Below are 23,660 nucleotides of genomic sequence, written 5' to 3'. Positions count from 1 at the left end.
GTGTTACTGACACTGTGTGATGTTGTCGGGGAAACCAGAAAGCGCGTGCGCGACTAACTCGTCAGGTTGCGGATGCGCAGATTGCTCGTTGAGATCGCGGATTTGTTGCGTGAGGGCGCTGATTTCATCGGCATTCGTTTTCCAGCTTTGCCACGCATCCTCAAGAGGGGGAGTGTTGGTCATGGTAAAACGAACGAGGATTTGTTTGATGCCTAATCGCTTAAGCCATTCAGCGCTGTCACCGAAATCACTGCTGTTGATCAGCGTTTCTCCTGAAGAGAACAGGCTGACAAACCAGGGCCAGGCATCGTCGCCATTAATCTGACTGATCGCGACAAAATCAGGGAACGTGACACTGAGCGTTACGCCGCGGCACTGGCCTGGCTGCCAGGTGAAATCGGCCTTGTCGGCAAAATTCATACTACTGAGTACCTGGTCGCCTTTCTGGCAATTCAGTAATAATTTTGTTCCGGTTGGGATCACCTGTGCGCCTCCAGCGATGGTTGCTGGCAGGCTGGTGACCGTGGTTTTCACGACCTGTTGTTCGAGTTTGGTTTGTTGTAACTCAAGCGCTGCGACTTTGGCTTGTAACGCTGCTTTCTGATCCTGGATTTTGGTGGTGGTGCGTTGCGGCAGATCCTGAAGAATATCCGGGGTGAAGGCGCTTCGGAGAAACTGGCTAAATTCTGTCGTTAATGGCAGCGTCATTCCGGCAAAACCGGCAGCGCTGAGACCATTACTGTCCACCGACAGCATGGGTCTGGCCGGGCCGCGTAGAAAATTGCTCACCAGTTGCTGGCTCAGTGTTTGTTGCTCTTCGTAGCTGCGTTTTTCGGTATTTTTCCCCAACGGCCAGATCACGCTGCTTTTCCATTGCTCATTCAACCAACAGGCGCTGTTGGCCATCGCGTTTGCCAGTAGCGTGCGGGCATCATCCTGATACAACCGCCACACCTCCGCCACATCAGCCTCAATATCATCGGGTGAGGCGCGTTCCTCCAGCGTGGCAAGTGCTGGCAAGAGAGCACCCAGCGGGTTGGCATCCGGTTTTTGCTGTCTTGGGGTAAAAAGCCCGTGCGTTAATGTATCCCTCGGTTTCTCCTGCGCCACCGCCGCATTAACAGCGCTGTTACGGGATTTTTGCCAGTCGAGCCACGCCTGTTGGGCAGATTGCGTTGTGGCGGCAGCGGTCGTTTGGGTGTTGCCCTGAAACCAGTCGGCAAGCGACAGACGCAGTTGTTGGTTGAATTGCCGCAGTGAGGTGCCATCACCCGCGCTGGCGAGTGTCTGAACATCACGCAGCGTGGTCAGCCAGGGCTGCGCCTGTTGCGGCAAAATGGCTTCAAGCTCGTCAACGATGCGGGCGGCAAAGCGCATCGCCGGGCTTTGATTCTGGCCGATCGCAATCAACTGGCGGCGCGACGCCGGGAGTGTCTCATCAGGAGAAAGGTGAGCCGTCACCTCAATCAGATACTGACGCCATGCCTGCTGCCTTGTTTCCGGCCAGCTTTCGCGCAATGGCTGGAAAATCGGTTCAGGGCGACCTGTAGCGGCTTCAATCTCTGCCATCCAGTGATTAATTGTGGCTTCACCGGCCTGCGTCCATCTTCCATCAAGAGCAAGCGAATCGGGTAATGCAGGCCAGAATGTTGCGGCGTGCAGTGGCGGAAATGCGGTGTTTGGTGCCTGCAACCAGCGTAACGACAGATCGTTATTGACCAGATTGTCCAGCACCCGTTGTGCATTCTGCAACCAGCGTTTGCCGTGAGGACGCTGAATGTAATAACGCTCCAGCGCCAGCCGGGTCAGCGGCGACAACGCCGACGGATAGACATTTTGCATCAACTCGTCGCTGATTGGTGAGGATCCGGCGAGCGTATCCAGCGGCGCGCCGCGCTGCATTTGTCGCCAGTGCGTGACCGCAACTGCCAGTTGCAAAATGTAGTGCCGCTGTTGTGCGGGCGAAGCATTAAGGGCGCGTAGCTGAAACGCTTCCAGCGTTTGCCTTGCAGGGCGCGGCGTTACCGGGATGCGGGTAAGCAACGTTTCAGCGTTGTGTCGTTGCTGGCTGAATAAGGGCGTAAATGGCAACCAGGGCAGGGCCAGCGTTGCATGTTGCTCATCTGCGGCAATAAACGCCGCCAGCTTATCCGGCGCTAATTCAGCCAGCCCCGAGCGCAAGCGCATAGCGCTCATGCTGGCGCTTATTGCTAGCCAGAGAGCGCAGACACCGATTGCGGTGTAGCAGCAGGTTCTGCCGAATGAACGCTGATACCAGCGCAGACCGGATTTTTTTAAACTTAATGCCGGGAGGTGGCGGGTAAGCAGATCCTGGATGAAATGGCTGGTGCGGCGACCCTGATTCTCCACCTGCGGTTCGGTGGAACAGAACCAGATACTTTTCAGCGTGACCGGGCTGAAATAGGCGTTGGCTTCGCACAGGGCCGCCAACGTGAAGCGCAGTGCTGGCTCCAGCCGGGCGAACGCTTCCGGGAAATCTAACAGGGCGTTGTATTCAAGTGCACTGAGTGTGTCCGGGCGCGCCATACTCAGCCGCACAAGGGAAAATCCTTCGTGTAGATGCGCGAATAGCGGTTGCAGCGTGGTGTCGTCCTGGCCATCAATACACGGTGGCATGCTCCATGTGTAACCCAGCGCCTGTTGGCGTTGGGCGTCAGAAAGCTGATGCTGCCACAAACTGAAACCAGGGAACGTATCGCACTGGGTGACTAACACATAGAGTGGCAAGCGTTCGCCATAGTGCCTGACCAGAGGCTCGACAAGGCTACGTTGCTGGCGGGCCAGCCTATGCAATTGGCTGAGATCGCTCGCCATTAACTGGCTCATAGGCAACGCAATAATGATGCCGCCCGGCGCGGGAATGTGCGTGCACCAGCGGGCAAGTTTGCTCCAGGCCTGACGGAAGGAGGCAGTACCGTTTAAAAAATTGCTCGACAGATCGAGCACGCATAGATCGCGAAAAAACCACCACCGCAGCGTGCGGGTCGGGGTGGTGATGCTGTCGGCGCTGTCACCATAAAAACGGGGCAGCCCTGCGCTGCTCAGTAGGGTACTTTTGCCACAGCGATCGCCGACCAGCAAATACCACGGAAGATGCGTACGCCGACGTTTAATGCGTTTGATGACTGCGGCACCCGCTTTCCAGTGATTAAACAGCACATATTCCCGGCGTGATAAGCGGTATTTTGTGAACCAGCGGCGGCCTTTTTTCCCCCTGATAAGCAGCAATAGCTCGGGAAGCGAGTGCCACAGCAGCGCGGTCAGCACCATCACCAGTAACCAAAGCAGCAGGATCGTCGCGGTGCCCCATCCTTGCCACAGGCCAAGCATAAAACTGAACATCAGCGACAGGCACAGTACCGCCAGCCAACCAGTAAAGCAGGCTAATTTCTTAAACATAGAGGTCAGTTTGCGTAGTGATAAAGAAGAAAAAATAAAGACCCGTATAGCAGCAACAGAGTCACGGTTGCCCGCAGTAGCAGGCGTTTATGCAGCGGTGTGGCGACGGTTTTTCCGCATGTTGCGAGTGTGATCGCGCTGTTATTTGGCCAGCTTAGCCATGCGGCAGGAAGGCTCAGCGCACGTTGCTCTGTAATGATCTTCTGCAATTGCTCGTCATCCTCGGGCATGCTGTACTGACCGTGAAAACCGTTTTGCAGACAGAAGAGAAAGATCTTTCGCGCCTGATGCCAGACAGTCTCAAGTTGCGCCAGACAGGTAAAAAAGCGCTCTCCCGCGACGGTCACATTCAGATACTTACGCTGCAATAATTCACTCTGCCAGCGCTCACGCCATGGCAAGGATGAACAGAGCACCGTTTCATCAATCCAGGCGATGACCGCAAACTTCGCGGCCGCTTTCTCCTCTTCGCTGGCATCCTGTTGGCAGGCTCGCTGCATTGCCTGCTCAAGTTGGACAAGACACCCTTGTCGCGCTTCGGCGTAATCGGTAAACGATGTCGGCTCTGCAATCATGTCCAGTACCTGCTTGAAGACCGGTAGATAGTCATCAAGAAGCTCGCTCATGACACCCCCATAAACACGGCCTGAACTTGCAGATCGTCGGGTGCGTCATCCCAGTAAAAGGCCAGGCTCTGCTCCTGGCCGATCTTCTTCCACAGATCGTCCTGCTGGTTCAGTTGGTAATAGACCGTATTTTTACTCTGTGGCACGCCACGCGGAGCGGGATCCTGCACCGTAGTGGCAATCCCCGGCAGCGCATGTTGAATCAGCTTGCCGATCACCGAACCTGGTGCCACTTTAAAACCGCTGCTCTCGGTTGCGCTGGTGGGCTGCTGCTCTGAACGTAGCCGCAGAAACACGCGGTCACTTTGTTGTCCGGCGAGTGACGACAAATCGCCGATAAAGATGTGCTGGCTGGTTGGAACGAAGGTGATCCAGACGTTATCTTCCAGCATCAGATCATTTAGCAGTGAAAGCAGAAGGGTTTTCGCGCTGGCGAAACAGGCGTAAAGATCATCGTGGTCATACGGCAACAGGCGTATCGTTTCCTTAGCCCATTCACCATTAAATGAACAGCAATCGCTGAAACTGGAGAGTTCGCCAATCAGTTGCGCCAGCAGTCCGTAGACAGGCCACGGATGCATGCCCGGCGTGCGACAGTAGTGGTGCAGCAATGGCAGCGTCCGATTCAGGGATCGCATCACTAACAGTTGCGTCATATCGCCATGCTGGGCGGTATGGCTCTGTTCCGGGTGTTTGTAATCCTCGAGTTTATAGGCGCGGTTTGCCAGTTCGGCATACAGACCGTCCAGCAGATTTTTCAGCACTGGCGTGCTGTCAAGGTTGACCAGCGGAGGACAAAAACTGGCGTCAGCGATCACGCGATCGGTGTCATAGCGCAACCGCAGAAGGGGAATAAATTCACAATCCACCACCGCCTCTTTCTCGCTGTCGGTGAGGATCTGTACGTTATAAAGAATGCGCGAGACGCTGCACTCCGGCCCGTTGAAGTAGACATCTTTCATCACACCTTCTTCAGGCGCTTTGAACCAGCGGCTGTTTGGCGACTCACCGACATTCACATGGCCAGGGTCGAAACGACGCAGTGCCAGCCAAAGGGTTAACGGTTTCTCCAGTTGTCTCCATGCCTGGCGAAACTGGCGTGGTTGCAGACTACAGTTGCCGGGAAACTCCAGATAATCCCCGGAAGGTAACAGAGCCTTCAGGCGTTCAATTTTTAGCGTGAAATCAACCAGCATTTCCAGGTTAAACACCGACTCAATCAGCCCAACGTTCCACGGCTGTGTCAGTTGGCGATGGCGCGATAGCATGTAGTGATGATGCAGATCGACAGACTGCAAATGTTGCGGTTGTAAATAAACACCTGAATACCAGTAAATCTGCTGAAGTTCCGGATACATATCAGCTTCCTTGGCTGGCAGAGGAGTGAGACGGTGCGGGCGCCGCATTTTGCAGGCGCAGTGGCTCGCTTTCCGCGCCGGTAAACTGCGTCATGCCGTTGCTACCGAGATGAAGGGTTAGCGTTACCGGCGCCAGTTGTGCCTGCCAGCGCGGTGTCCACCAGCCGGAACTTTCGGTGGTGACGGGAATACGGATTAGCACCATATGCTGCTTTTGCGGGAACGGGTAATAACCAGCAACTACTGCAAGGTAACGTGTATTCTCGCTGCGATCGATGTGCAGTGTCGTGTGCTGTCCCGGCATGGCGGCGTAGCGGTCAACTTTTAAGATGTCATCCTGCGCGCCTGCGGCGCTGAACAGACTCTTTAATGCGAATGGGTTAGAGAGCAGCTTGCTCAGCGTATTAGCATGTTGTGCCTGGATAACCAGTAACGTGCAGCTATTGGCGATGCCATGCACGGCATTTAAATCCGGATCGGTCTGAATCGTCAGCGTGATAGAACCCTGGGCAAAAGGTGCAGCAACCTGATCAATGGCCTGCTGTTTCGTAGTGGAAGCCGCGTTTTCCTCTGCTGCGCAGCCGCTGAGCAGCGCGACACAAAAAGCAATGGTAAGGGTATGTTTTCCCGGCATTATTGGGTTTGTCCTGTTAATACATTATGGATGGCATGCAGGCTGGTATCGTCGGTAAGCATCTCTTCCAGCCATTCGGTTAGCGTCATGTTTGCCCAGCGGGCGGCGCGATCCATCAGAAAGGGGACCGGGCTTGAGGGTTCGGTCTGGCGAAACCACGCGGCGATAGCCAGCATCTGGTTGATGGCCTGCTCGCGGTTCATCACCTGTGAGGTGGCGAAGGACGACGTCGTGGCGGGCGGCGCGTCTCCAGCGCCGTCAGCAGGCACATTGGCAGCCAACGGCACTGCCCGTTGCGCCAGGCGTTGCAGATAGTCGGTCACTTCGGCTAATGTCTGGCGGATCAGAACAAAGACATCGCCTTCCTGGTCCTCACTCAACGAGGCATAACATGCCTCACATTGCCGCAGCACAGTGGCAAGTTGTTTCGTCAGCGCAAGCTGTTGACTGATGTCATGAGCAGAAAATTGCGTCGCCAGCCGGTCGAAACTGATCATCGACAGATCGCCTTTCTGCTTTATCAGTTCCTCGCGGCTGTCCGGGTGATTGGCTGCTTTTTGTTCAAACACCTGGATTTCCCGCCATGTCGCCAGCGAAGTCATTTGTTGGGGCAACAACGGCTGGTGAATAAGCTGCATACTTATGTCGCGATCGAGGCGCGACAGTCGGCTACGGCGAGCTAAAACGCCATCCTCCTCAAGTGAAGGCCAGCACTGAAACCAGAACTGTTGCAGGAAGGCACAAAGAAAATCGAGGCCCGAGCACAACCCAGCCAGCCCCTGCAAATGGCAGCGCGATTCCACGAGCCAGCACGCCAGTTGCAGATCTTTGCTTTGCTCCGTGAGGGCTTTTTCACTCAACGTCCGCACTTTCTTCCAGTCCGCTTTGCGGGGTTCGCTCACCGACCAGCCGCCTTCGGGTAAGTAGTCCGGGTCGCTTTCTCGTGCGCTGCGGATGGTGTCAAATAGCAGCTCATATTCCAGATTTTCCCCGGCAGGATTTTCCGGGCTTATTGGCGCTAACAGTGGCGCGATATCGGCAACAAGGGTCATGTTCACTTATCCGATCAGCACGGTGGGGCACCCGGCGACAATCACGCCGCCATGAGCGCAACTGTCTCCCATGCGTGCAGCTGGTTTTTTGCCGATCAACACTTTGAAACTGCCCATCACAATACTGTCGACAGGCCCGACACAGGTCGCCATTGAGCCAACGGTCGCGGCGGGAAGACCGCCAATCAGCACGGTAGGGACACCTGGCGGCATGATGGGCCCGCCAACATGTGGGATCGGCGGAACGCCGGGCGTCATCATCGGGCAGGTATGCATATCAGAAATACGGGCTGCAGGTTGAGCCATCACAGACCTCCGTTAGCAATGTGGGAAAATAGCAGACGTACGCCCTCTGTCGGAGACTCCGAGAGCTGGCAGGCTGACATCACCAGTGCACAATTGAGGATTTGCTGGCTCAGTTGCGGATCGGGATAAACCGGCTCAAGATCCGGCGGGCTCATACTTCCCTGCGACCAGAATAGCGATAAAGCGAGGGCGCCAACTGGCGTGTTAAAACCCAGCTCTTTCGCCTGTTCAAAGATACGCCAGCGCAGTATTTCGTCGGGTTGACGGCCGTAATGGGCGATATCATTCAGCAGCGGCAGCGCATCCGTGCTGGCAAAGCGCCGAAGCAGGGCGGTCAATTTGGTGACGACCGCTTTGAAGTCATACTGCTGGCGCCACTGTTGCAGGGCTTCTTCCCAGTTGCCACATGCAAGTTGTTGTTGGTGAGATAATTCAACGGATGCCATAAAGCTCTCCTTAGCCGATGTTAATAATGCCGCCTGAAACCTGCGTCATCCCGCTGCCGGACACCGTGGCCATTGCGCCTTTAAGCTCTGCTGTGGCTTTCGCTTCAAGGGTGAGCAGGGTGCCGTTAATCGTAATGCCGCTGGGCGAGAGGCTGATTTTGTTGCTGCCCACTTTCAGTTCGATGCCTTGTGTGGATTCGAACGTCAGCGCTTTATCGGTTTTGATACCCCCGCCGCCGCCGCTCACGCTGAGCATGTAGTTGCCGCTCTTTAGCTCGGTGGTGTTATTGCCCGCCACGCTGAGTTTGTAGTTACCGTCTTTCACTTCTGTTGTGGCATTGCCCGTTATGCGCTGTTGCCAGTTGCCTTTTTCCAGTGTGACGCTCATATCACCCTCTTTCAGCACTAGCAGATCGTTGCCTTTGGTCAGCTCGGTACTGCGGTTGGCGGCAATGGTGCTGGTGGCATCGTTTTTCACCGTCAGTGCGAGATCTTTTTGCGCAATGATGGTCAGCAACTCTTCGCCTTTTTTATCGTTGAAACTCAGACGATGGCCCTCATCAACGCTGCCTTTAGGGGTGCTGCGTGACAAAAAACCGCTCTCGTTTTTCCCGGCGGGTAGGGCGAAAGGCGGCTTATTCTGGCCGTTATGCACCGTGCCGATGACGACTGGAAAGTCCGGATGTCCCTGCACAAAGCTGACCAACACTTCACAGCCGACGCGGGGAAGAAACTGCGCGCCGAATTTCGCGCCGCTCCACGGCTGTACCACCTGTACCCAGCAGGAGCTGGTATCGTCCCCTGGATTTTCTTTGTCCCACGGAAATTGGATCTTGATGCGGCCATATTCATCGGTGTGGATCTCTTCGGAAGCAGGCCCGACGACGATTGCTGTCAGCACGCCCGGGATCTCCGGCAAAGGATGGCTGGCGTCTGGCACCCAAGGTTGATCGTTGCTTACCGCCTGTAACTGACAAAAACAGGCGCTACTGTTGTCGTCAAAGTTATTGACTGCTTCAAGATCCAGGCGCCGGATGTTGTATTCTTTATCGCCGGAAGGATGGCCGCTCAGCGTGAAAATTTCGCCGCAACTCAACCAGTGCGCATTCGCCGTTGCGGCAAAATGGCGAATATTGGCCTCTTTCGCCGCCATCGCCGTTTGGGCATGACGGGAGATCAATTCACGTTCGCCCTGCGGCGTGATATCGGTAAACGTTACTGAGGTGATGGATTTATCAGTACTGCGGGCGCTTTTTAGATCATCGATCGCGGCAGTTTGCGGCATATTGAACCCCTGAATCGCCACACTTGCCGGTAGCAACGCCACGCTGGCTTCCCAGCTTTCGATAGTGCCACCAGTGATGATTTCGCCCTGATGATGCCAGGCGAGTTTCTCTCCGCCAATGGCGGCGTGGCTGGCAGGATGATCGGCCAGCACGAAGGTATGACCCGCTGCGCTGTGGCGGAAAAAATAGTAGATCCCTTCTTCCTGCAAAATTCGTTCAATAAAACGCAATGCCGACTCACGATACTGCACGCAGTACTCTCGCTTCGGGTACGTGCCATGTAATTGCACCTCGATATCGTTAATGCCGTAACTTTTAAGCAGAGTGGTGACCAGATCCGGCACGCTGGTGTTTTGCCAGATGCGCATCATGCGCCCCATGTGCAGCAGCGAGAGTGTCGGTTCGAGCGTGAAAATACACTCCGCCTCATCCCCGGTGCGTTGTGCATAACGAATGCGGGTCACCACACCGTGCAAATGGCGCTGCGGTAGCGGCTGACTACCGTCGCCGATGCGGCAGGAGACCGCTTCGCCATGCCAGCGCGACAGCGCTTTCTCATTCATTTTGGTCAGCGAACGCAGTTCGTATTGATACGGCGAGGAGAGTGATTCCTGACCGCGAAGTGAGACAAGCAGCAGCGAACCGGCCAGATCGCCGTTCCAGCCGATAAAATGGTGTTGTTGCGCTTTGCTTTTTTCAATAATCGACATAGCAATAATCCTGTTTAAAAGACCGGGGCAGGTTTCTGCACTTTATGCAGATAAGTTCCCGCGCTGCTGCCAAGACAAAAATCCACCCCTAAAGCGCACGTTCCCAGCGGGCTGGCACCGATAGAGGAACGGCTAATCAGCAAGGAAATCGAGAAATCCATTACCGGGCCGACATAATTGCGGATTTGCGCCCAGAGATCCTGCCAGGCTGCACCCTGCGGAATAAAACGGCGGGAAGATGCCACTGACATCGGGCCGAGCAAAACATCAAAATGTGCATGCGCCTCCCGACGTGCAGAGCCCAGCATTGGCGCGGTTTCCAGCCTGTGTTGAGCATTGCCGAGCTGGCAACGCTCCTCATCGCTCACGCTGCGCCAGCCGCCAGTAAACGGGATCACCTGCGCCGGGACTGCAAAAAGCTGACTTAGCCAGCGCTCCAGATTGACCATTGAACGCACGGGCGCGGCAAATAACGCCGCGTGGTTCACCATCGCCGGGAAGGGCGCTTCATTCGTCAGGCCGGTAAGCGCGAGGATGGCCATGTTGAGCGGCGAGGAACCTGTAGATTCAGCGAGCGCGTATAAATGATTTTTTTGCCAGGCGAGATAATCCAGGCAGTAGAGCCTGTGACCAAAGAGATCAAAAAAAGCCCTGGCGCTGCCGTCGCTGTAACGATGCTGGCGTTCAATCAGCCACTCGGTATACACCGCAGGCAGCGCGCCCATTGCTCCGGTCAGGCCATGATGGAAAGCCGTTAGCGTCAGAGGCTGGTCGGGTGCTGTCTGGTATAGCGACTCCACATCACCCTCTGGCGCATTAAGCGAAAGGGTTGATGTCAGATGCAGTGCTTCATCAAGCAATGCTTCATCGGTTTTTTCGCCATCCCGCAGTGTGCGTAGCAGCAGGCGGATTTGTTGATAAAAATTGAATTTGCTGATAAGCGGGATCAAAGCCAAGACAACCTCCCGGCGCGTACCGGCCACTGGTGCAGCGTTTCTGCTTCCTGCTCGATGCAGGTGGCGAGCCGGATAAAACTGTTGACCGGGGCATACAGCGCCAGCAGGCGATCCAGCAAAGCGCAGAAGAGGTAATAGTCAGGTTCATTCAGCGCCTGATGGCGAAACGTCACCCGCACATTGATGCCGCGGGCCAGCGAGTGCGGATCGTTTTTTACCAGCCGACGTGTAACAGGCTGGCACTCCAGCGACTGTATCAACATGAATAACGGCGTTTTCCCCGGTTGTACGTCACGGCTATACAGCGACAGCATCTCTGCCAACTGTTGTGCGCCGTGTTCGCCTGTCAGCAGTTGATGATTGAGAGACAGTTGTGCCAGAAAGCGCCAGCGTTGCGCACTTTTTTCCGGGGGATGAAGCGGACGTGTGGGATGGGTCAGGGCAATCGTCTTCAGTGCGGCAACAGCGGCGTCGGCATCAAAATCACCGTCAGGATGACCATACGACAATTGATGCGGCAGTGTATGGTTGCTGCAGCGCATGGTAATGGTCACAACCTCGGCGATCGGCGAAGCCGAAACTGGCTGGCTTTTACTGAAAGCAATAAAACAGATTGATTCCACGCCGCGTGGGCCATGCGTTTCCCGGTGGGTGCTCTGCCAGCGCAACCCGGCATTGTCCTTATTGTCTGCATGCAGATGGCTTTCAAGCAGTGAACGCACCGGGCAATGTTCGATGCGGCCTTCGGTTTTACGCTGCACGGTAACGGTGTCGATTGACCAGACGTTAATCAGCCCCGGATAGCGATTGTCCGGAATGACCGGATGCTCTACTGTGGCATCGTTGAGCGTGATCGGTTCTGCGCGCTGCATAAACAAATTAACGGCGGGAGAACAGAATAAGCGGAAAAAGCTGGCATCGACACTATCAGCCATTTTTTCCAGTTTTTTTGTCAACCGGTTGCGCCTGATAACGGCTTGAATTTCAAAAATTTCATTGCCGCTGGCAGTAAAACCTTCTGGCAATTGCAGGTCAATAAAAGAGAATTTTTGCGGAAAATAAAAGTAATCCAGCAGCAGAATATGGATCGGCGCAATGCGGGGATCACGTGTAAGCAGCGCATCTTCTGCCTCAAAACCTACCGGGGTGATTGCCGTGGCGGGTAGGGCTATTCTGTTCTTCCCCTGCGACAGGCCAAGACTCTGAACTTCAGAACAAAGCACCGTATATAGCAGATTGACCGCGTTGTCCTGGCCGTGCAGATAGATGCGGATCTTTTCGGCACCGATCGCACTGCCGGGCCAGACCCGAAACTGCAAGCGTAACTTCCAGTTCAGGATATCGCTGTCAAAATGTAGCCTTGCCGCCTCGATACTGAGTGGCAGTAGCGTTACCGGGTAGATGGTTTGAAACTGGCAAGGCAGCGGGGCGGTGTTACGGGTAAACAGCGCGGTTCCCGGCGCAAGAATATTTTTGCCGCTGATGCCGCTGCGCACGGGATCGGGCTCCATCATAACAATGCAGGTTGAGGGCAGCGAGCGCAGGAACTGTGGGGCCAGCGAAGCAATGAGCGCCTCGACCACTTCTGGCATATCCTCATCAAGCCGCTGATGAATACGCGACGTCAACAATGCAAAAGATTCAATCAGTCGGCTGATATGCGGATCGGCGGACTCCCCCTCGATCATGCCAAGCCGGCGGGCTATTTTAGGAAAGCGCTCAGCGAAAATCCGGCCATGCTTTTTTAAAAAGTTCAGTTCTTTCTGATAATAAGAAAGCAAACTATTCATCGAAATAAAACACTCCCGTATCGTCATTCCAGATAAGCCTGATGGTTATGCGCTTATTTAAATAATTTGCCTGTAATTGGAATTTAATGTATTCCGACTCATCCTGAGTGCTGGTGATAGAAACCTGCATTAGGCGTGGTTCATAACGGGCAATGGTTTTTTTCAACCGCTGTTCCATAATATTGCATCTGGGGATCAGTTCGTTAGTTTGCTGGAATGACTCATCGATACCAAAATTCAATACCGAAGCATTAATAAGGGGAATCTCCTCAATGCCAGGATAGCGTGCGCGAGAGCTTAAACACATGTTTAATTCTGTCAGTAATTGGTGATGTGAAAGCGCTTCACACTGATAATCATCTTCTTCGCGAAGAGGGTGATTATCACTGAGAGCTAAGAGTAGTGAATGTATCATCAACGTACTTCCTGAAAAAAAACGGCTACCTGCGGCAGCCGGTGCACGCTATTATTTAAGTGCTTTTGTCGGAATGTCGTATTTAATCGGCCCGATTTTATCCAGACCAGACTCTGCAGCATTCGGCACGTTAATGGTGAGATCAACTTCACCTTCAAAGATGAAATTAATATTCATAAATAATTTGTCACGCATTTCGTAATGGAGGCTCTGAATTTTACAGTCAGTATAGGTGATACGCTGGATTTCATAGTTAGCCGAGTATTCGTCGGAGCCGCGGTGTACAGTCGTGATTGTAATATTTTTATAACCACGCTTTAAATACTGCTCAAAAAAGTTGCTGCTTTCCTTCGTGACTAATAAGGAAATGTGAGTTGAATCAAAATGGGTACCGTCAGGACCGGAATAGGTAGCGATACCCATCGGAACATACCCTTCGAGCCAGTCTTTATAAGCAGCTTCCGTTGATGCACCTTTAATGGGTTTGTTGTCAATTTTAATTTCGATGAATTGACAATCCTGGAGTTTGGCCATATCTAATCCTTTATTAATAATGAAACGATGAACATATATTTACGCACCGGCAGCAGACGGTAAATCTGCTACAAGGCGTAAAGACATACTTAATCCCTCAAGTTGAAAATGAGGTTTTAACCATGCGATTGCGCGATAAGTTCCGGGAAAACCAGGAACTTCAACTACGTTTATTTGGGCTTCGCGAAGGGGATAGCGTGCTTTCGTTTCCGGGCCTGCGTTATCGGAAGCGACGACATATTGCATAATCCACTTCTGTAAATATTCTTCACACTCGCTGCGCGACATAAAGCTGCCGACCTTATCGCGAACGATGGATTTCAAATAATGGGCAAACCGCGACGTGGCCAGGATGTAGGGCAACTGGCTCGATAAACGTGCATTTGCATTCGCCTGGTCAGAGTTATATAAACGCGGTTTGTTGGCGGACTGAACGGCAAAAAACGCCGCGTAGTCGGTTCCTTTGCAGTGCACCAACGGAATAAAACCGAGATCAGAAAGCTCTTTTTCCCGCCGATCTGAGATAGCGACCTGGGTAGGACATTGCAGGGTCCTTTCACCGCTGGATGAGGTGTAGTTATACGCTGGTAATGATTGCACCAGACCACCCCCTTCGACGCCGCGAATGGATGCGCACCAGCCGTACTCTTCAAAGGACTCAACGATTTTGCCTGCCAGTTCCCAGGCGGAGTTCATCCACAGATAATCACTACCGCTTTCATTTTCGTTGATATGTTCTTCGAAGCTAAAGGTTTCTGCCGGGATGGTTTTACTGCCGTAAGGCATACGCCCCAGCACGCGGGGTAAGGTGAGGCCAATATAACGGCTATCATCATTCTGGCGGAATGAACGCCAGCGCGCATAATCCGTGGTCTCAAACATTTTCGCCAAATCCCGGGGGCGAGGCAGATCGGAAAAATTCTGCATCGACAACATGCCAGGCGCAATAGCGCTCAGGAAAGGGGCATGAGCCGCTGCCGCAACGTGGGAGATCTGTTCCAACAGATTAATATCTTGTGGTGTGTTATCAAATTCGAAATCACCAAGAAAGGACGAGAATGGCGTACCGCCAAAAGTACCGTATTCGCTTTCATAGACGCATTTAAACAGCATTGACTGATCGAAATCGCTGGCCGATTTAAAATCTTTTATCAACTCTTGTTTCGTACATTGCAGAACCCTGACTTGCGTATTTTCCGTTACGCTGGTCTGAACCAATTTATGCAAGCCGAGCCACGAAGACTCTTTTTTCTGAAATTCAGGGGCATGAATAATTAAACTTACCTGGCTGGAAAGCAGCTCATCAATGGCTGAAATTCGCTGTTCAATACTGCCAATCAGATCGCTGGAAACAATCACCGTTCCTGCAGTCACTTCGGCGAGAAAATTATTAAGCTGTGTTTTCATCCGGCCGCGATCTGATTCACGACGAATAGCTTGTGTATTATCGATTATCTGATTAAGAAAATCATCACCGAATGATGCTTCAGCAACAGTGCCTACAGCCAGTTCACTATCCATTTTTATTCCTCTGTCGGGTTATCTGTCTGCTCTGCTTGTTTACTCTGCTGCATTGCTATTTCTGCTAGCTGCGTTTTTAAACGTTCATTACTGGCGGCGCGATTGCGTAAATCTGATAATTGTTCACGCAGTTCCATCAATTTGCGTAGCGGTTCTACTTGTTGAACAATATTATCTGGCGAAAAATCATCCATATTCTGGAAAGTTAATGATACAGCCATTTTCCCCTCCTGATTGGGTAATGCGCTATCGACTAAGAATTCAGCGACCGGTTTCATCGACGACATAATTTCGTTAAAGTTATCTTTATCTATGTGCAGAAATTTACGATCGCGCAGTTCAGTTTTGGTATTGGTGAAATCACCCATAACGCCAAGAACTAAAGGTAATTCTTTTGCCGTCTGGGCATCACCAATCTCGACATCATAGGTTATTTGTACCCGTGGTGGACGAGCTTTATCTAATTTGTGTTGAGTATTACTCATGGTATCCTCCAAATAATGACGTATAACTTAATTAACCATGCAATTAAGCTATCGTTGGTGTTGTGCTCAAACGTACGCATATAAGTTACTTCAGATAGTAGTTTGTTGCTATATTTATGCTCTTAATTAAGAGTGGGTGTCGATATTTAAAAACGCGATTTATAGTTAATATTTGCGATCTTTTTATGCTTCAGTACTGAAGCTTGCTATTGCTGGCTGTATGACGGTTACATCATCAAAAATTGCGTGATCGGTAGTGTTTTTAATTTTTCTTACGGAGAAGCATAATATATTTAATCCAGTAAAATTTAAATAACCGTTCCAATTAAAGATTAAAGTTATCATCCTGACAATTAAACCTTTATTACGCGTTGTACCTTATTCAATTCTCTTGCCATGGGACGTCAGAGGCATCCGCGTGAAAACCTCTGTGCAGCATGCTGTTTGTTGCTGACGGACAGGCAAAACGTGCGTTTATCTTGACAATCCATTGACAGATAATTGCCTGGTCAGTAGTTTCATATGTAATTACTGACCAGGCAAACATCATGACGAACACGACGGATATCCCCATTCCCAAACTGCATCTTGGCTTACTGATTCATCTGGCGAACCAGTTTAAAGACCAACTTATCAATCAGTATTTTTCGTCGACGGATATCACCGCCGCTCAGTTCAAGGTGCTGATTAATATCTACAAAGGTTTTAACAGCCCCGTTGAAGTGAGCAAAAACTTGCTGATGGATGCCGGTGCAATGAGCCGCATGCTGGAACGGATGGCGAAACGTAATCTGATCGTGCGCAACACCAATCCGGAGGATAAGCGCCAGGTTATCCTGGCCCTGACCGAAAAAGGGCAGCAGATCTGCGAACGTTTCCAGAATGAGGCGCTGGCCACAATTCTGAGTTCGCTGACCTGCCGCCTGACACATGAAGAGTCACGATTGCTGGTCGATTTACTGATAAAAATGTTGCCGGACGAGGCAACTCGCCCACATCGCTAAGCTGTCCAACAAGGTATTCACGATGCAAACTTCATCTGCACAAGCCGAACGTGCGCCGGGCAAACGTAAGCGCAACTTCGCTATTCTGTTCCTTATTTTGCTGGCGATCGCCGCAGGATGTCTGGTCTGGTACTTTTTGTATGCCCGCTATTACGAAACGACTGATGATGCCTACGTCAATGACAACCTGGTAACGCTGACGCCGCAAATTGCCGGTACCGTCACTCAGGTTGCCGTTGATGAAGGCGATTACGTAGAAAAAGGGCAGCCGCTGGTGCTACTCGATCCGAGCGATACGGAGATCGCCCTGCAACAGGCGGAAGCCAACCTTGCCAACACCGTGCGCCAGGTGCGTGGGCTTTACAGCACCGCCGATAACTATCGCGCGCAGGTCGAAGCCAAACAGGTGGCGCTGCAAACCGCGCAAAATGATTATGCACGTCGGCAAAAGATCTTCGCCAGCGGAGCGGTTGCGGCTGAGGATCTGGCGCATTACCGCGATGCGGTGACCACCGCGAAAAGTGATTTGGCGGCGGCGCAGCAGGCGTTAACCACCAATCTGGCGATGGTCGATGACACGGTGATCGACAGCCACCCGGAAATCAAAAGTGCGGTCGCCACACTGCGCCAGCGCTACCTCGATAATGCCCGTAGCACCATTATTGCGCCAGTGAGCGGCTTTGTTGCCAAACGCGCGGTGCAGCTTGGCATGCGGGTTGATTCCGGCACGACGTTGATGTCGATTGTGCCGCTGGATCAAGTCTGGGTGGATGCTAACTTTAAAGAGAGCCAGATGGACGCTATGCGGCTGGGGCAGAAAGTGACGCTGACCGCCGATCTCTATGGCGATAGCGTTGAATACCATGGGGTAATTGAGAGCCTCGGTATCGGCACCGGCAGCGCCTTCTCGCTGCTACCCGCGCAGAACGCCAGCGGTAACTGGATCAAGATCATCCAGCGTCTGCCGGTGCGCATCACGCTTGATCCGCACGATATGCAGAAGCATCCGCTACGCGTGGGGCTATCAATGTTTGTCCGCGTAGATATCCGTGATACGGAAGGTCACCTGCTGCCACAGAAAACGGTTGCCGCGCCGCGCTTTACCACCGATGTGTACCAGAACGCGCTGCAAAATGCCGATCAACTGGTGGCGAAAATTCTTCATGACAACAGCCAGGCGGTAGCGTCCAGCGCCCGTTAAGAGAGACGTTATGCAAGATAAGTCGGCGTTTACGCCTCCCAGCCTGCTGCTGGCGACGATTGCGCTGTCGCTGGCAACGTTTATGCAGGTGCTGGATACCACTATCGCCAATGTGGCGCTGCCGACCATTGCCGGTAACCTCGGTGTCAGTTCGGATCAGGGCACCTGGGTGATCACCTCGTTTGCGGTGTGCAACGCCATTGCGCTGCCGCTAACCGGCTGGTTCACCCGACGCTTCGGTCAGCTTAAGCTGTTTGTCGGTTCGGTGGCGCTCTTTACGCTGACCTCGTTCCTCTGCGGGTTTGCCCACAGCATGACCGAGCTGATTATTTTCCGCGCCCTGCAGGGCTTTTTCGCCGGGCCGATGTTCCCGATGTGCCAGACGCTATTGCTGGTCATTTTCCCGACCAGCAAACGCAGCATGGCGCTGGCCCTGCTGTCGATGGTGACCGTCGTGGCACCAATTGTCGGTCCGATCACCGGTGGCTGGATCACCGATAACTACTCGTGGCCATGGATCTTTTACATCAACGTGCCGATCGGGATTTTCGCCGCTATTGCCGTCTGGAGTCAGCTTCGTACCAGGGAAGAGACGACCACCATCGCGCCGATTGATTACATTGGCATTGCGCTGCTGGTACTTGGCGTAGGGTTGTTGCAGGTGGTGCTCGACAAAGGCAACGATCTTGATTGGTTCAGCGCGCCGGAAATCATCGTTATGTCAGTCATCTCCGCGATTGCGCTGGTCTCGTTCGTGATTTGGGAACTGGGGGAAAACCACCCGATTGTGAACCTGCGGCTATTTAAGGAGCGTAACTTTGCGATTGGTACGGCAACGCTGACGCTCGGCTATGCTGCGTTTTTCGCCATCAACATTATTCTGCCGCAATGGCTACAAACCCAGATGGGCTACACCGCTATCTGGGCCGGGCTGGCCGCTGCTCCGATGGGTTTTTTGCCGCTGTTGCTGACGCCGTTTATCGGCCGCTATGCGCACAAAGTGGATCTGCGATTCCTCGCCACGCTGTCGTTTCTGACGATGGGCATATCGTGTTTGCTTCGTGCTCAGTTCAATACCAGCGTCGATTTTCGCACCATTGCCGAAGTACAGATGTTTATGGGCATCGGCGTGGCCTTCTTTTTTATGCCGATCACCACCATTGTGCTGTCGAATTTGAATGGTGTTGAAGTGGCGGAAGGATCCGGGCTGGCGACCTTTTTCCGCGTGCTCGGCGGTTCTTTCGCCTCGTCGCTCACCACCTGGATTTGGTCGCGGCGTGAGGTTTATCACCATGCTAACCTCACCGAGAGCGTCACTGCCTATAACCCTACGGCAATGGACTACCTGAATAAGATGGGGGGGGTAACACAGCAGCACCTTGCAGCAGTGGATAAAACCATCGAGCAGCAGGCCTACATGATGTCGACCATTGACTATTTCTGGCTGCTGGGCTGGGGTTTTATGGGGCTAATGGTGTTGATTTGGTTTGCCCGTCCGCCGTTTGTGCGTTCCGGTACGGCCAGCGCGCCGCCTGCGGCAGGACATTAATACAGATACCCAAAATCATTCGAGTTGCAGGACAAAACGCTTTTCCGTGTTGATCCGTGTTTGCGCTTTCCCCAAAGTGGGACTCTCAGGGATGAGCCGAATCGAAAGCCAATAAACAGGCAACTTGAAGTATGGCGGGAATAAGATGAGATAAGCTATGGCACCTGTGTTATCAGGCAGTGATGGTCGTTTATTGCAGCACCGTTCGTTTGTGGCATTCTGGCTGGCGCGAACCAGTTCCAGCTTTGGTTTTCAGATGTTATCCATCATTGTCGGCTGGCAGATCTATTCCCAGACGCAAAGTGCTTTCTGGCTGGGGATGATTGGTCTTGTGCAGTTTGTTCCTTCGGTCACGCTGGCGCTGCCTGCCGGGCACATCGCCGACCAGTTTGACCGGCGCCGCGTGGTGCTGATCGGGCAGATTTGCGAATGGCTGGCGATTGCGGCGCTGGCCTGGTTGACGTGGCAAGGTGATGCCAGCATCTGGGTGATCCTGATGCTGATTTTTATTATCGCCTGCGCTAAAACCGTCGAATCACCGTCGATGATTTCGATGCTGCCAGCTCTGGTTCCGGCTTCGATTTTACCCCGCGCTACTGCGGCCAATGCAGTTTCTGGCCAGGCGGCGCAGATTGTTGGCCCGGCGCTGGGCGGCTTTCTCTATGCTGCGGGGGCGGAGGTGGTGTATACCGCCACGGCGGGGCTGTATCTGATGTCGCTACTGCTGGTGGTCACACTACGCTATGAACAAGCGCAGCCGAAACGTACACCCGCCACGTTTTCATCACTGTTTGTCGGGGTGAATTTCATCCGAAAACGTCCCGATGTGCTGGGTGTCATCTCCCTCGATCTGTTTGCCGTGTTATTAGGCGGGGCGACGGCGCTGCTGCCCATTTTCGCTCACGATGTGCTGCATACCGGGCCGTTGGGGTTGGGTTTGCTGCGCAGCGCGCCTGCGGTTGGGGCGTTGCTGGTGGGCTTCTGGCTCAGCCACCGTGCGCTTACGCGCAACGTCGGAATGATCATGTTTTTGAGCGTGGCCGGGTTTGGCGTGGCAACGCTGATCTTTGCGTTTTCAAACCTGATATGGCTGTCGCTGCTGGCGCTATTCGCCCTCGGTGGCTGCGATATGGTGAGTATGGTGATCCGCGGTTCGCTGGTGCAACTGGATACACCGGATGAGATGCGCGGGCGAGTCAATGCGGTAAACTCGATCTTTATCAACACCTCGAACCAGCTCGGCGAATTTGAATCCGGGATGCTCGCCGCGTGGCTCGGGGCTGTGCCCGCTGCGGCGCTAGGCGGTATTGGCACGCTGCTGGTGGTGGCACTGTGGATGAAAATGTTTCCTGGCCTGCGACATCGTCAGCGTCTGGAGAGCAGTGCAGCTTAGCCGCAGGAACGAGTGGAAGACCGGAAAGCGCCCGGTGTGCCTTACGGTGGATCAATGTTACCCGTGGCAGCCGAAACGCCGGCAGCGAAGCGGATTGCATTTTAAGAGGCGCGCCACGCGCCGCAGAGAGAAGAAGCGGCGGGCTTTAATCAGGTACTTCTGGAGCCCCTGGCGAATAGTCAGCGTAACAATTGTTGCTTACGTGCCTGATTAACCGCCTGAATGCGCCCCTTCACCTGCAACTTTTCATACAGCTGTTTCAGGTGCCATTTGACGGTTTCCACAGAGATACCCAGCGCGCGAGCGATTTGTTTGTTGGAATGTCCATCGGCAATTAAGCGCAATATTTGCTGTTCGCGCTCCGTTAACCGCAGGCATGGGGTCGCGGGGGCGGGCAGCATCGCGCCCAATTGGCTAAGCAGTGTACGGATGGATATATCCTGGGTGGGCTGCTTATTCAGGTGAGCCAGCCACAAGACAAGGTCCGGGCCGAGGTCTTGCAGACTGCGTCGCAGATTTTTTGCTACCGCGCTTTGCAGTGCCGGTAAGCCCACCGTGGCCGCCTGCCCGATTTCTCCGCCGCGGAACAGCGCAATAGCTTCCAGCAAACGTAAGCGCACAGCGTTAAGCCATTCGCCGCACTGTTCAAGCGCCGCCACCTGTGTGTGAAGTAAGCTCGCCGCCGTCAGCAGTTCGCCGTGCGCCATCAGTATCCGACACTGGCTGATGACGCGGTACCTGTCGATATGCACTTGTTGATGAGGATCTGCCGCATGAATCTGTAGCAACTGAACCAGTACACGTTCGGCGGTATCGTGTTGACCGATCAGCAGATAAAGCGCCAACTGCTCAGCGAGCAACAAGGCGCGGATGCGTAACCAGCCGCGTTGGCCAGCCAGCTGTTCTGCATGCTGTAACAGCGCCAGCGCTTCATGGTGCTGGTTGTTTTGCTGCGCATTACGTGCCAGTACACGGTAGCAACTGCTCAGACCGTCCGGCGGGCTGACGCCATCAATGGTTTGTAACCGCAGGGTCAGCAGTTCTTCGATACGCTCGTCACTTCCCTGTTCCCAGGCGATTTCCGCCAGCAGCGGTGCCAATGTTGCGCTGCTGCTGGAATTTGTGCCGGTATGCTGTTCCGCATGACACAGTGCACGGGAAGCTAACTGTTCAGCCTGCGTTAAATCCCCCTGCCGCAGGCAGGCCTGCGCCATCACGAAAGCGCGATAGACCTCCACAAACAGATTACGCAGGGGCGCTTGTGGAATGGCGATACGCTGATGAACATCCAGCGCCTGCTGTGGGCGTGAGGCGACAAGGTAGCCGTAGCTGAGAATATTGCACACCAGGCCATCTACCCAGATATCGCCGCAGGGCACCGCCTGAAGCAGCGGCTCCACAATGGCGAGACTGGCAGCAATATTCTCGGCGAAGGCTTCGCAAATCGCCCGCACCACGCGAAGTTTGATGCGGCAAGGGCGGGCCAGCGCCGGGTTTTTTGCCACCACAGCGTCGAGTTCATCCAGCAATTGGCGCGCATCGTCAAACCGGAAATAGTGTGCCAGCGCCCATGCGAGGTTAATTTGCAGTTCAATACGCGCGGGTGTCACGTCCGCGGGCAGATAGCGCATCCAGCGCACCATAGTATCGATATCGCCTTCTTCAGCCAGCGATTGCGATCCGGCGGCAGCATGGCTGGTCATCGGTTTACCGGCGGCGAGCGTGTGGCGGATGGCTTCAGCCCAAAGTTGCTGGGCGGCAAACCAGGTGCTTGCTCGTTCATGCAGTAAACTCACGACTTGCTGCCCATGACGCTGTAAACGTGTGAACAATGCATCGCGCATTAGCGGGTGGTAACGAAACCAGAATCCCTCGTCATCGAGGGTGGAGAGAAACAGGTTGCGCTCGGCTATCCAGGCGAGCATCTCCTCACCGTTATGCAGACCAGTTACGGCATCGCACAATGCCGGGTGGAGACGATTAAGCAGGGACGTTCGTAGCAGAAAATCAAACACGTCCGCCGGTAGCGGGGCGAAGACGACCTCATCCAGATAGCGCGAAACTGAACGCGAACTGGCCCGCAGGCTCCCCTCGTTATTGGTGTGACCGGGCGGGGCAAAGGCGGCCATTTTCATGCCTGCAATCCAGCCTTCAGTGACTGAAATTAACCGGTGAAGCGTCTCTTTTTTTACCGGTATTGCGGTGGTCGCGGAAAACCATGCGTGGGCTTCATCGTGGGTAAAGCGCAGCGCGTCATCATCGATCTCCAGCAGTTGATCCTCGATTTGCAGGCGGCTGAGCGCCCATGGCGGCGGACAACGGCTGCCTAAAACCAGATGCAGGCAGGCGGGCGCATGAGCCAACATCCAACTCAGCCCGGTGTGGATGGACGGATGCTGGATGTGCTGATAATCATCCAGAATGAGGTACAGCGGGCGCGGGTGCGTGTGCAACAGGTTAATGAGTGTGGCGCAAAAGTGAGCAAAATCACCTGCAAGTTCAGCGGTAGAAACCGGTAATAATGGGTTTTTTTCCTGCTGGTAGAGCGGGTGTAACGCCGACTGCAAATAACGCATGAACAGCAGCGGCGAGTTGTCATCCTCTTCAAGGCTCAGCCAGGCGATGCTATCACCTCGTTGTAGGCGGCGATGATACCACTGTGCCAGCAGCGTCGTTTTACCAAACCCGGCCGCGGCGCACACCAGCGTCAGGTTACGGGAAGCGGCACCGTCAAGCTGCTGTAACAGTCGGTCACGCTGCACCAGCGTACCCGGCGAGCGCGGCGGTGAGAGTTTGGTGAGGATCAGCGGTAACGCGCGAGCGAAACGGAACGGTTCATCGTGCGTCTGCACTGCGGATACATCCATGGTTGAGGATAAAAACGCCATCTCGCCACTCTCTCGCTTTTTGCTTTACCCCCCATCAGAGGGGGTAGGCCATCTGTGTTCGTGTCTATAGAGTAAATCACCATCCA

The 23,660-nt window shown here is 53.8% G+C and carries 19 protein-coding genes; 4 read left to right on the top strand and 15 right to left on the bottom strand.

All coding sequences use genetic code 11. The features are described from left to right. Positions 1–3: 3 nt before the first annotated feature. The 14 genes from BM427_RS21135 to tssB are packed head-to-tail and all read right to left on the bottom strand — an operon-like array spanning position 4 to position 15,539. A complete protein-coding gene (locus BM427_RS21135; protein WP_090125427.1) occupies positions 4–3,420 on the bottom strand; it encodes a type VI secretion protein IcmF/TssM N-terminal domain-containing protein in 3,417 nt (1,138 codons plus the stop codon). Between the two features lie 5 nt (positions 3,421–3,425). Beyond that, the gene (locus BM427_RS21130; protein WP_090125424.1) at positions 3,426–4,046 is read right to left on the bottom strand and encodes a DotU family type IV/VI secretion system protein; all 621 of its coding nucleotides are present in this window, start codon (positions 4,044–4,046) and stop codon (positions 3,426–3,428) included. Next, positions 4,043–5,404 carry a type VI secretion system baseplate subunit TssK gene (gene tssK, locus BM427_RS21125; RefSeq protein ID WP_090125421.1) on the bottom strand — a complete coding sequence of 454 codons (1,362 nt, stop codon included), beginning with the start codon at positions 5,402–5,404 and terminating at the stop codon, positions 4,043–4,045. Before tssK ends, BM427_RS21130 begins: the two co-directional genes overlap by 4 nt. 1 nt (position 5,405) lies before the next feature. Further along, positions 5,406–6,038: a type VI secretion system lipoprotein TssJ gene (gene tssJ / locus BM427_RS21120; protein ID WP_090125418.1), complete on the bottom strand. Its 633-nt coding sequence runs from the start codon at positions 6,036–6,038 to the stop codon at positions 5,406–5,408. Continuing rightward, positions 6,038–7,090 carry a type VI secretion system protein TssA gene (tssA, locus tag BM427_RS21115; protein WP_090125415.1) on the bottom strand — a complete coding sequence of 351 codons (1,053 nt, stop codon included), beginning with the start codon at positions 7,088–7,090 and terminating at the stop codon, positions 6,038–6,040. Before tssA ends, tssJ begins: the two co-directional genes overlap by 1 nt. 6 nt (positions 7,091–7,096) lie before the next feature. Beyond that, positions 7,097–7,396, bottom strand: a complete 300-nt coding sequence (locus BM427_RS21110) for a PAAR domain-containing protein (RefSeq protein ID WP_090125412.1) — start codon at positions 7,394–7,396, stop codon at positions 7,097–7,099. Then, entirely contained in the window at positions 7,396–7,842 is a 447-nt protein-coding gene (locus BM427_RS21105; RefSeq protein ID WP_090125409.1) for a DUF6931 family protein, read from the bottom strand. Before BM427_RS21105 ends, BM427_RS21110 begins: the two co-directional genes overlap by 1 nt. A 10-nt stretch (positions 7,843–7,852) precedes the next feature. Next, complete coding sequence (locus BM427_RS21100; protein WP_090125406.1) at positions 7,853–9,838, bottom strand: type VI secretion system Vgr family protein; 1,986 nt, start codon at positions 9,836–9,838, stop codon at positions 7,853–7,855. 14 nt (positions 9,839–9,852) lie between these two features. Continuing rightward, positions 9,853–10,794, bottom strand: coding sequence for a type VI secretion system baseplate subunit TssG (tssG, locus tag BM427_RS21095; RefSeq protein ID WP_090125404.1), 942 nt, complete (start codon positions 10,792–10,794; stop codon positions 9,853–9,855). Further along, the gene (gene tssF / locus BM427_RS21090) at positions 10,785–12,584 is read right to left on the bottom strand and encodes a type VI secretion system baseplate subunit TssF (RefSeq protein WP_090125401.1); all 1,800 of its coding nucleotides are present in this window, start codon (positions 12,582–12,584) and stop codon (positions 10,785–10,787) included. The genes tssG and tssF overlap by 10 nt, the downstream gene beginning before the upstream one ends. Next, complete coding sequence (locus tag BM427_RS21085) at positions 12,577–12,999, bottom strand: GPW/gp25 family protein (protein ID WP_090125398.1); 423 nt, start codon at positions 12,997–12,999, stop codon at positions 12,577–12,579. Before BM427_RS21085 ends, tssF begins: the two co-directional genes overlap by 8 nt. Positions 13,000–13,050: 51 nt before the next feature. Continuing rightward, positions 13,051–13,533 (bottom strand): hypothetical protein, encoded by a 483-nt coding sequence (locus BM427_RS21080; RefSeq protein ID WP_090125394.1) that lies wholly within the window; start codon positions 13,531–13,533, stop codon positions 13,051–13,053. 39 nt (positions 13,534–13,572) lie between these two features. Continuing rightward, positions 13,573–15,054, bottom strand: a complete 1,482-nt coding sequence (gene tssC, locus BM427_RS21075; protein ID WP_090125392.1) for a type VI secretion system contractile sheath large subunit — start codon at positions 15,052–15,054, stop codon at positions 13,573–13,575. A gap of 2 nt (positions 15,055–15,056) precedes the next feature. After that, on the bottom strand, positions 15,057–15,539 hold the full coding sequence (gene tssB / locus BM427_RS21070) for a type VI secretion system contractile sheath small subunit (protein ID WP_090125389.1): 483 nt from the start codon (positions 15,537–15,539) through the stop codon (positions 15,057–15,059). Between the two features lie 548 nt (positions 15,540–16,087). Here tssB and BM427_RS21065 point away from each other — a divergent pair. The 4 genes from BM427_RS21065 (at position 16,088) to BM427_RS21050 (ending at position 20,686) form a co-directional block, all read left to right on the top strand. Further along, positions 16,088–16,543, top strand: a complete 456-nt coding sequence (locus tag BM427_RS21065) for a MarR family transcriptional regulator (RefSeq protein ID WP_090125386.1) — start codon at positions 16,088–16,090, stop codon at positions 16,541–16,543. A gap of 22 nt (positions 16,544–16,565) precedes the next feature. After that, complete coding sequence (locus BM427_RS21060) at positions 16,566–17,744, top strand: HlyD family secretion protein (protein ID WP_090125382.1); 1,179 nt, start codon at positions 16,566–16,568, stop codon at positions 17,742–17,744. Between the two features lie 10 nt (positions 17,745–17,754). Then, a complete protein-coding gene (locus tag BM427_RS21055) occupies positions 17,755–19,293 on the top strand; it encodes a DHA2 family efflux MFS transporter permease subunit (protein ID WP_090125378.1) in 1,539 nt (512 codons plus the stop codon). Positions 19,294–19,450: 157 nt separating this feature from the next. Further along, complete coding sequence (locus tag BM427_RS21050) at positions 19,451–20,686, top strand: MFS transporter (RefSeq protein WP_090125373.1); 1,236 nt, start codon at positions 19,451–19,453, stop codon at positions 20,684–20,686. Positions 20,687–20,865: 179 nt separating this feature from the next. Here BM427_RS21050 and BM427_RS21045 read toward each other — a convergent pair whose 3' ends face one another. Continuing rightward, positions 20,866–23,574 (bottom strand): winged helix-turn-helix domain-containing protein, encoded by a 2,709-nt coding sequence (locus tag BM427_RS21045; RefSeq protein ID WP_090125370.1) that lies wholly within the window; start codon positions 23,572–23,574, stop codon positions 20,866–20,868. Between the last annotated feature and the right edge of the window lie 86 nt (positions 23,575–23,660).

It is taken from the genome of Kosakonia arachidis (assembly GCF_900116535.1).
Classification (GTDB): domain Bacteria; phylum Pseudomonadota; class Gammaproteobacteria; order Enterobacterales; family Enterobacteriaceae; genus Kosakonia; species Kosakonia arachidis.
The sequence above is the reverse complement of the archived record's forward strand: the minus strand, read 5'-3'. Positions and strand labels throughout refer to the sequence as shown.

Excerpts from the sequence above, each read along its gene's own strand:
- BM427_RS21135 (WP_090125427.1), bottom strand. The coding sequence starts at position 3,420 with ATGTTTAAGAAATTAGCCTGCTTTACTGGTTGGCTGGCGGTACTGTGC.
- BM427_RS21130 (WP_090125424.1), bottom strand. The coding sequence starts at position 4,046 with ATGAGCGAGCTTCTTGATGACTATCTACCGGTCTTCAAGCAGGTACTG.
- tssK (WP_090125421.1), bottom strand. The coding sequence starts at position 5,404 with ATGTATCCGGAACTTCAGCAGATTTACTGGTATTCAGGTGTTTATTTA.
- tssJ (WP_090125418.1), bottom strand. The coding sequence starts at position 6,038 with ATGCCGGGAAAACATACCCTTACCATTGCTTTTTGTGTCGCGCTGCTC.
- tssA (WP_090125415.1), bottom strand. The coding sequence starts at position 7,090 with ATGACCCTTGTTGCCGATATCGCGCCACTGTTAGCGCCAATAAGCCCG.
- BM427_RS21110 (WP_090125412.1), bottom strand. The coding sequence starts at position 7,396 with ATGGCTCAACCTGCAGCCCGTATTTCTGATATGCATACCTGCCCGATG.
- BM427_RS21105 (WP_090125409.1), bottom strand. The coding sequence starts at position 7,842 with ATGGCATCCGTTGAATTATCTCACCAACAACAACTTGCATGTGGCAAC.
- BM427_RS21100 (WP_090125406.1), bottom strand. The coding sequence starts at position 9,838 with ATGTCGATTATTGAAAAAAGCAAAGCGCAACAACACCATTTTATCGGC.
- tssF (WP_090125401.1), bottom strand. The coding sequence starts at position 12,584 with ATGAATAGTTTGCTTTCTTATTATCAGAAAGAACTGAACTTTTTAAAA.
- BM427_RS21085 (WP_090125398.1), bottom strand. The coding sequence starts at position 12,999 with ATGATACATTCACTACTCTTAGCTCTCAGTGATAATCACCCTCTTCGC.
- BM427_RS21080 (WP_090125394.1), bottom strand. The coding sequence starts at position 13,533 with ATGGCCAAACTCCAGGATTGTCAATTCATCGAAATTAAAATTGACAAC.
- tssC (WP_090125392.1), bottom strand. The coding sequence starts at position 15,054 with ATGGATAGTGAACTGGCTGTAGGCACTGTTGCTGAAGCATCATTCGGT.
- tssB (WP_090125389.1), bottom strand. The coding sequence starts at position 15,539 with ATGAGTAATACTCAACACAAATTAGATAAAGCTCGTCCACCACGGGTA.
- BM427_RS21065 (WP_090125386.1), top strand. The coding sequence starts at position 16,088 with ATGACGAACACGACGGATATCCCCATTCCCAAACTGCATCTTGGCTTA.
- BM427_RS21060 (WP_090125382.1), top strand. The coding sequence starts at position 16,566 with ATGCAAACTTCATCTGCACAAGCCGAACGTGCGCCGGGCAAACGTAAG.
- BM427_RS21055 (WP_090125378.1), top strand. The coding sequence starts at position 17,755 with ATGCAAGATAAGTCGGCGTTTACGCCTCCCAGCCTGCTGCTGGCGACG.
- BM427_RS21050 (WP_090125373.1), top strand. The coding sequence starts at position 19,451 with ATGGCACCTGTGTTATCAGGCAGTGATGGTCGTTTATTGCAGCACCGT.
- BM427_RS21045 (WP_090125370.1), bottom strand. The coding sequence starts at position 23,574 with ATGGCGTTTTTATCCTCAACCATGGATGTATCCGCAGTGCAGACGCAC.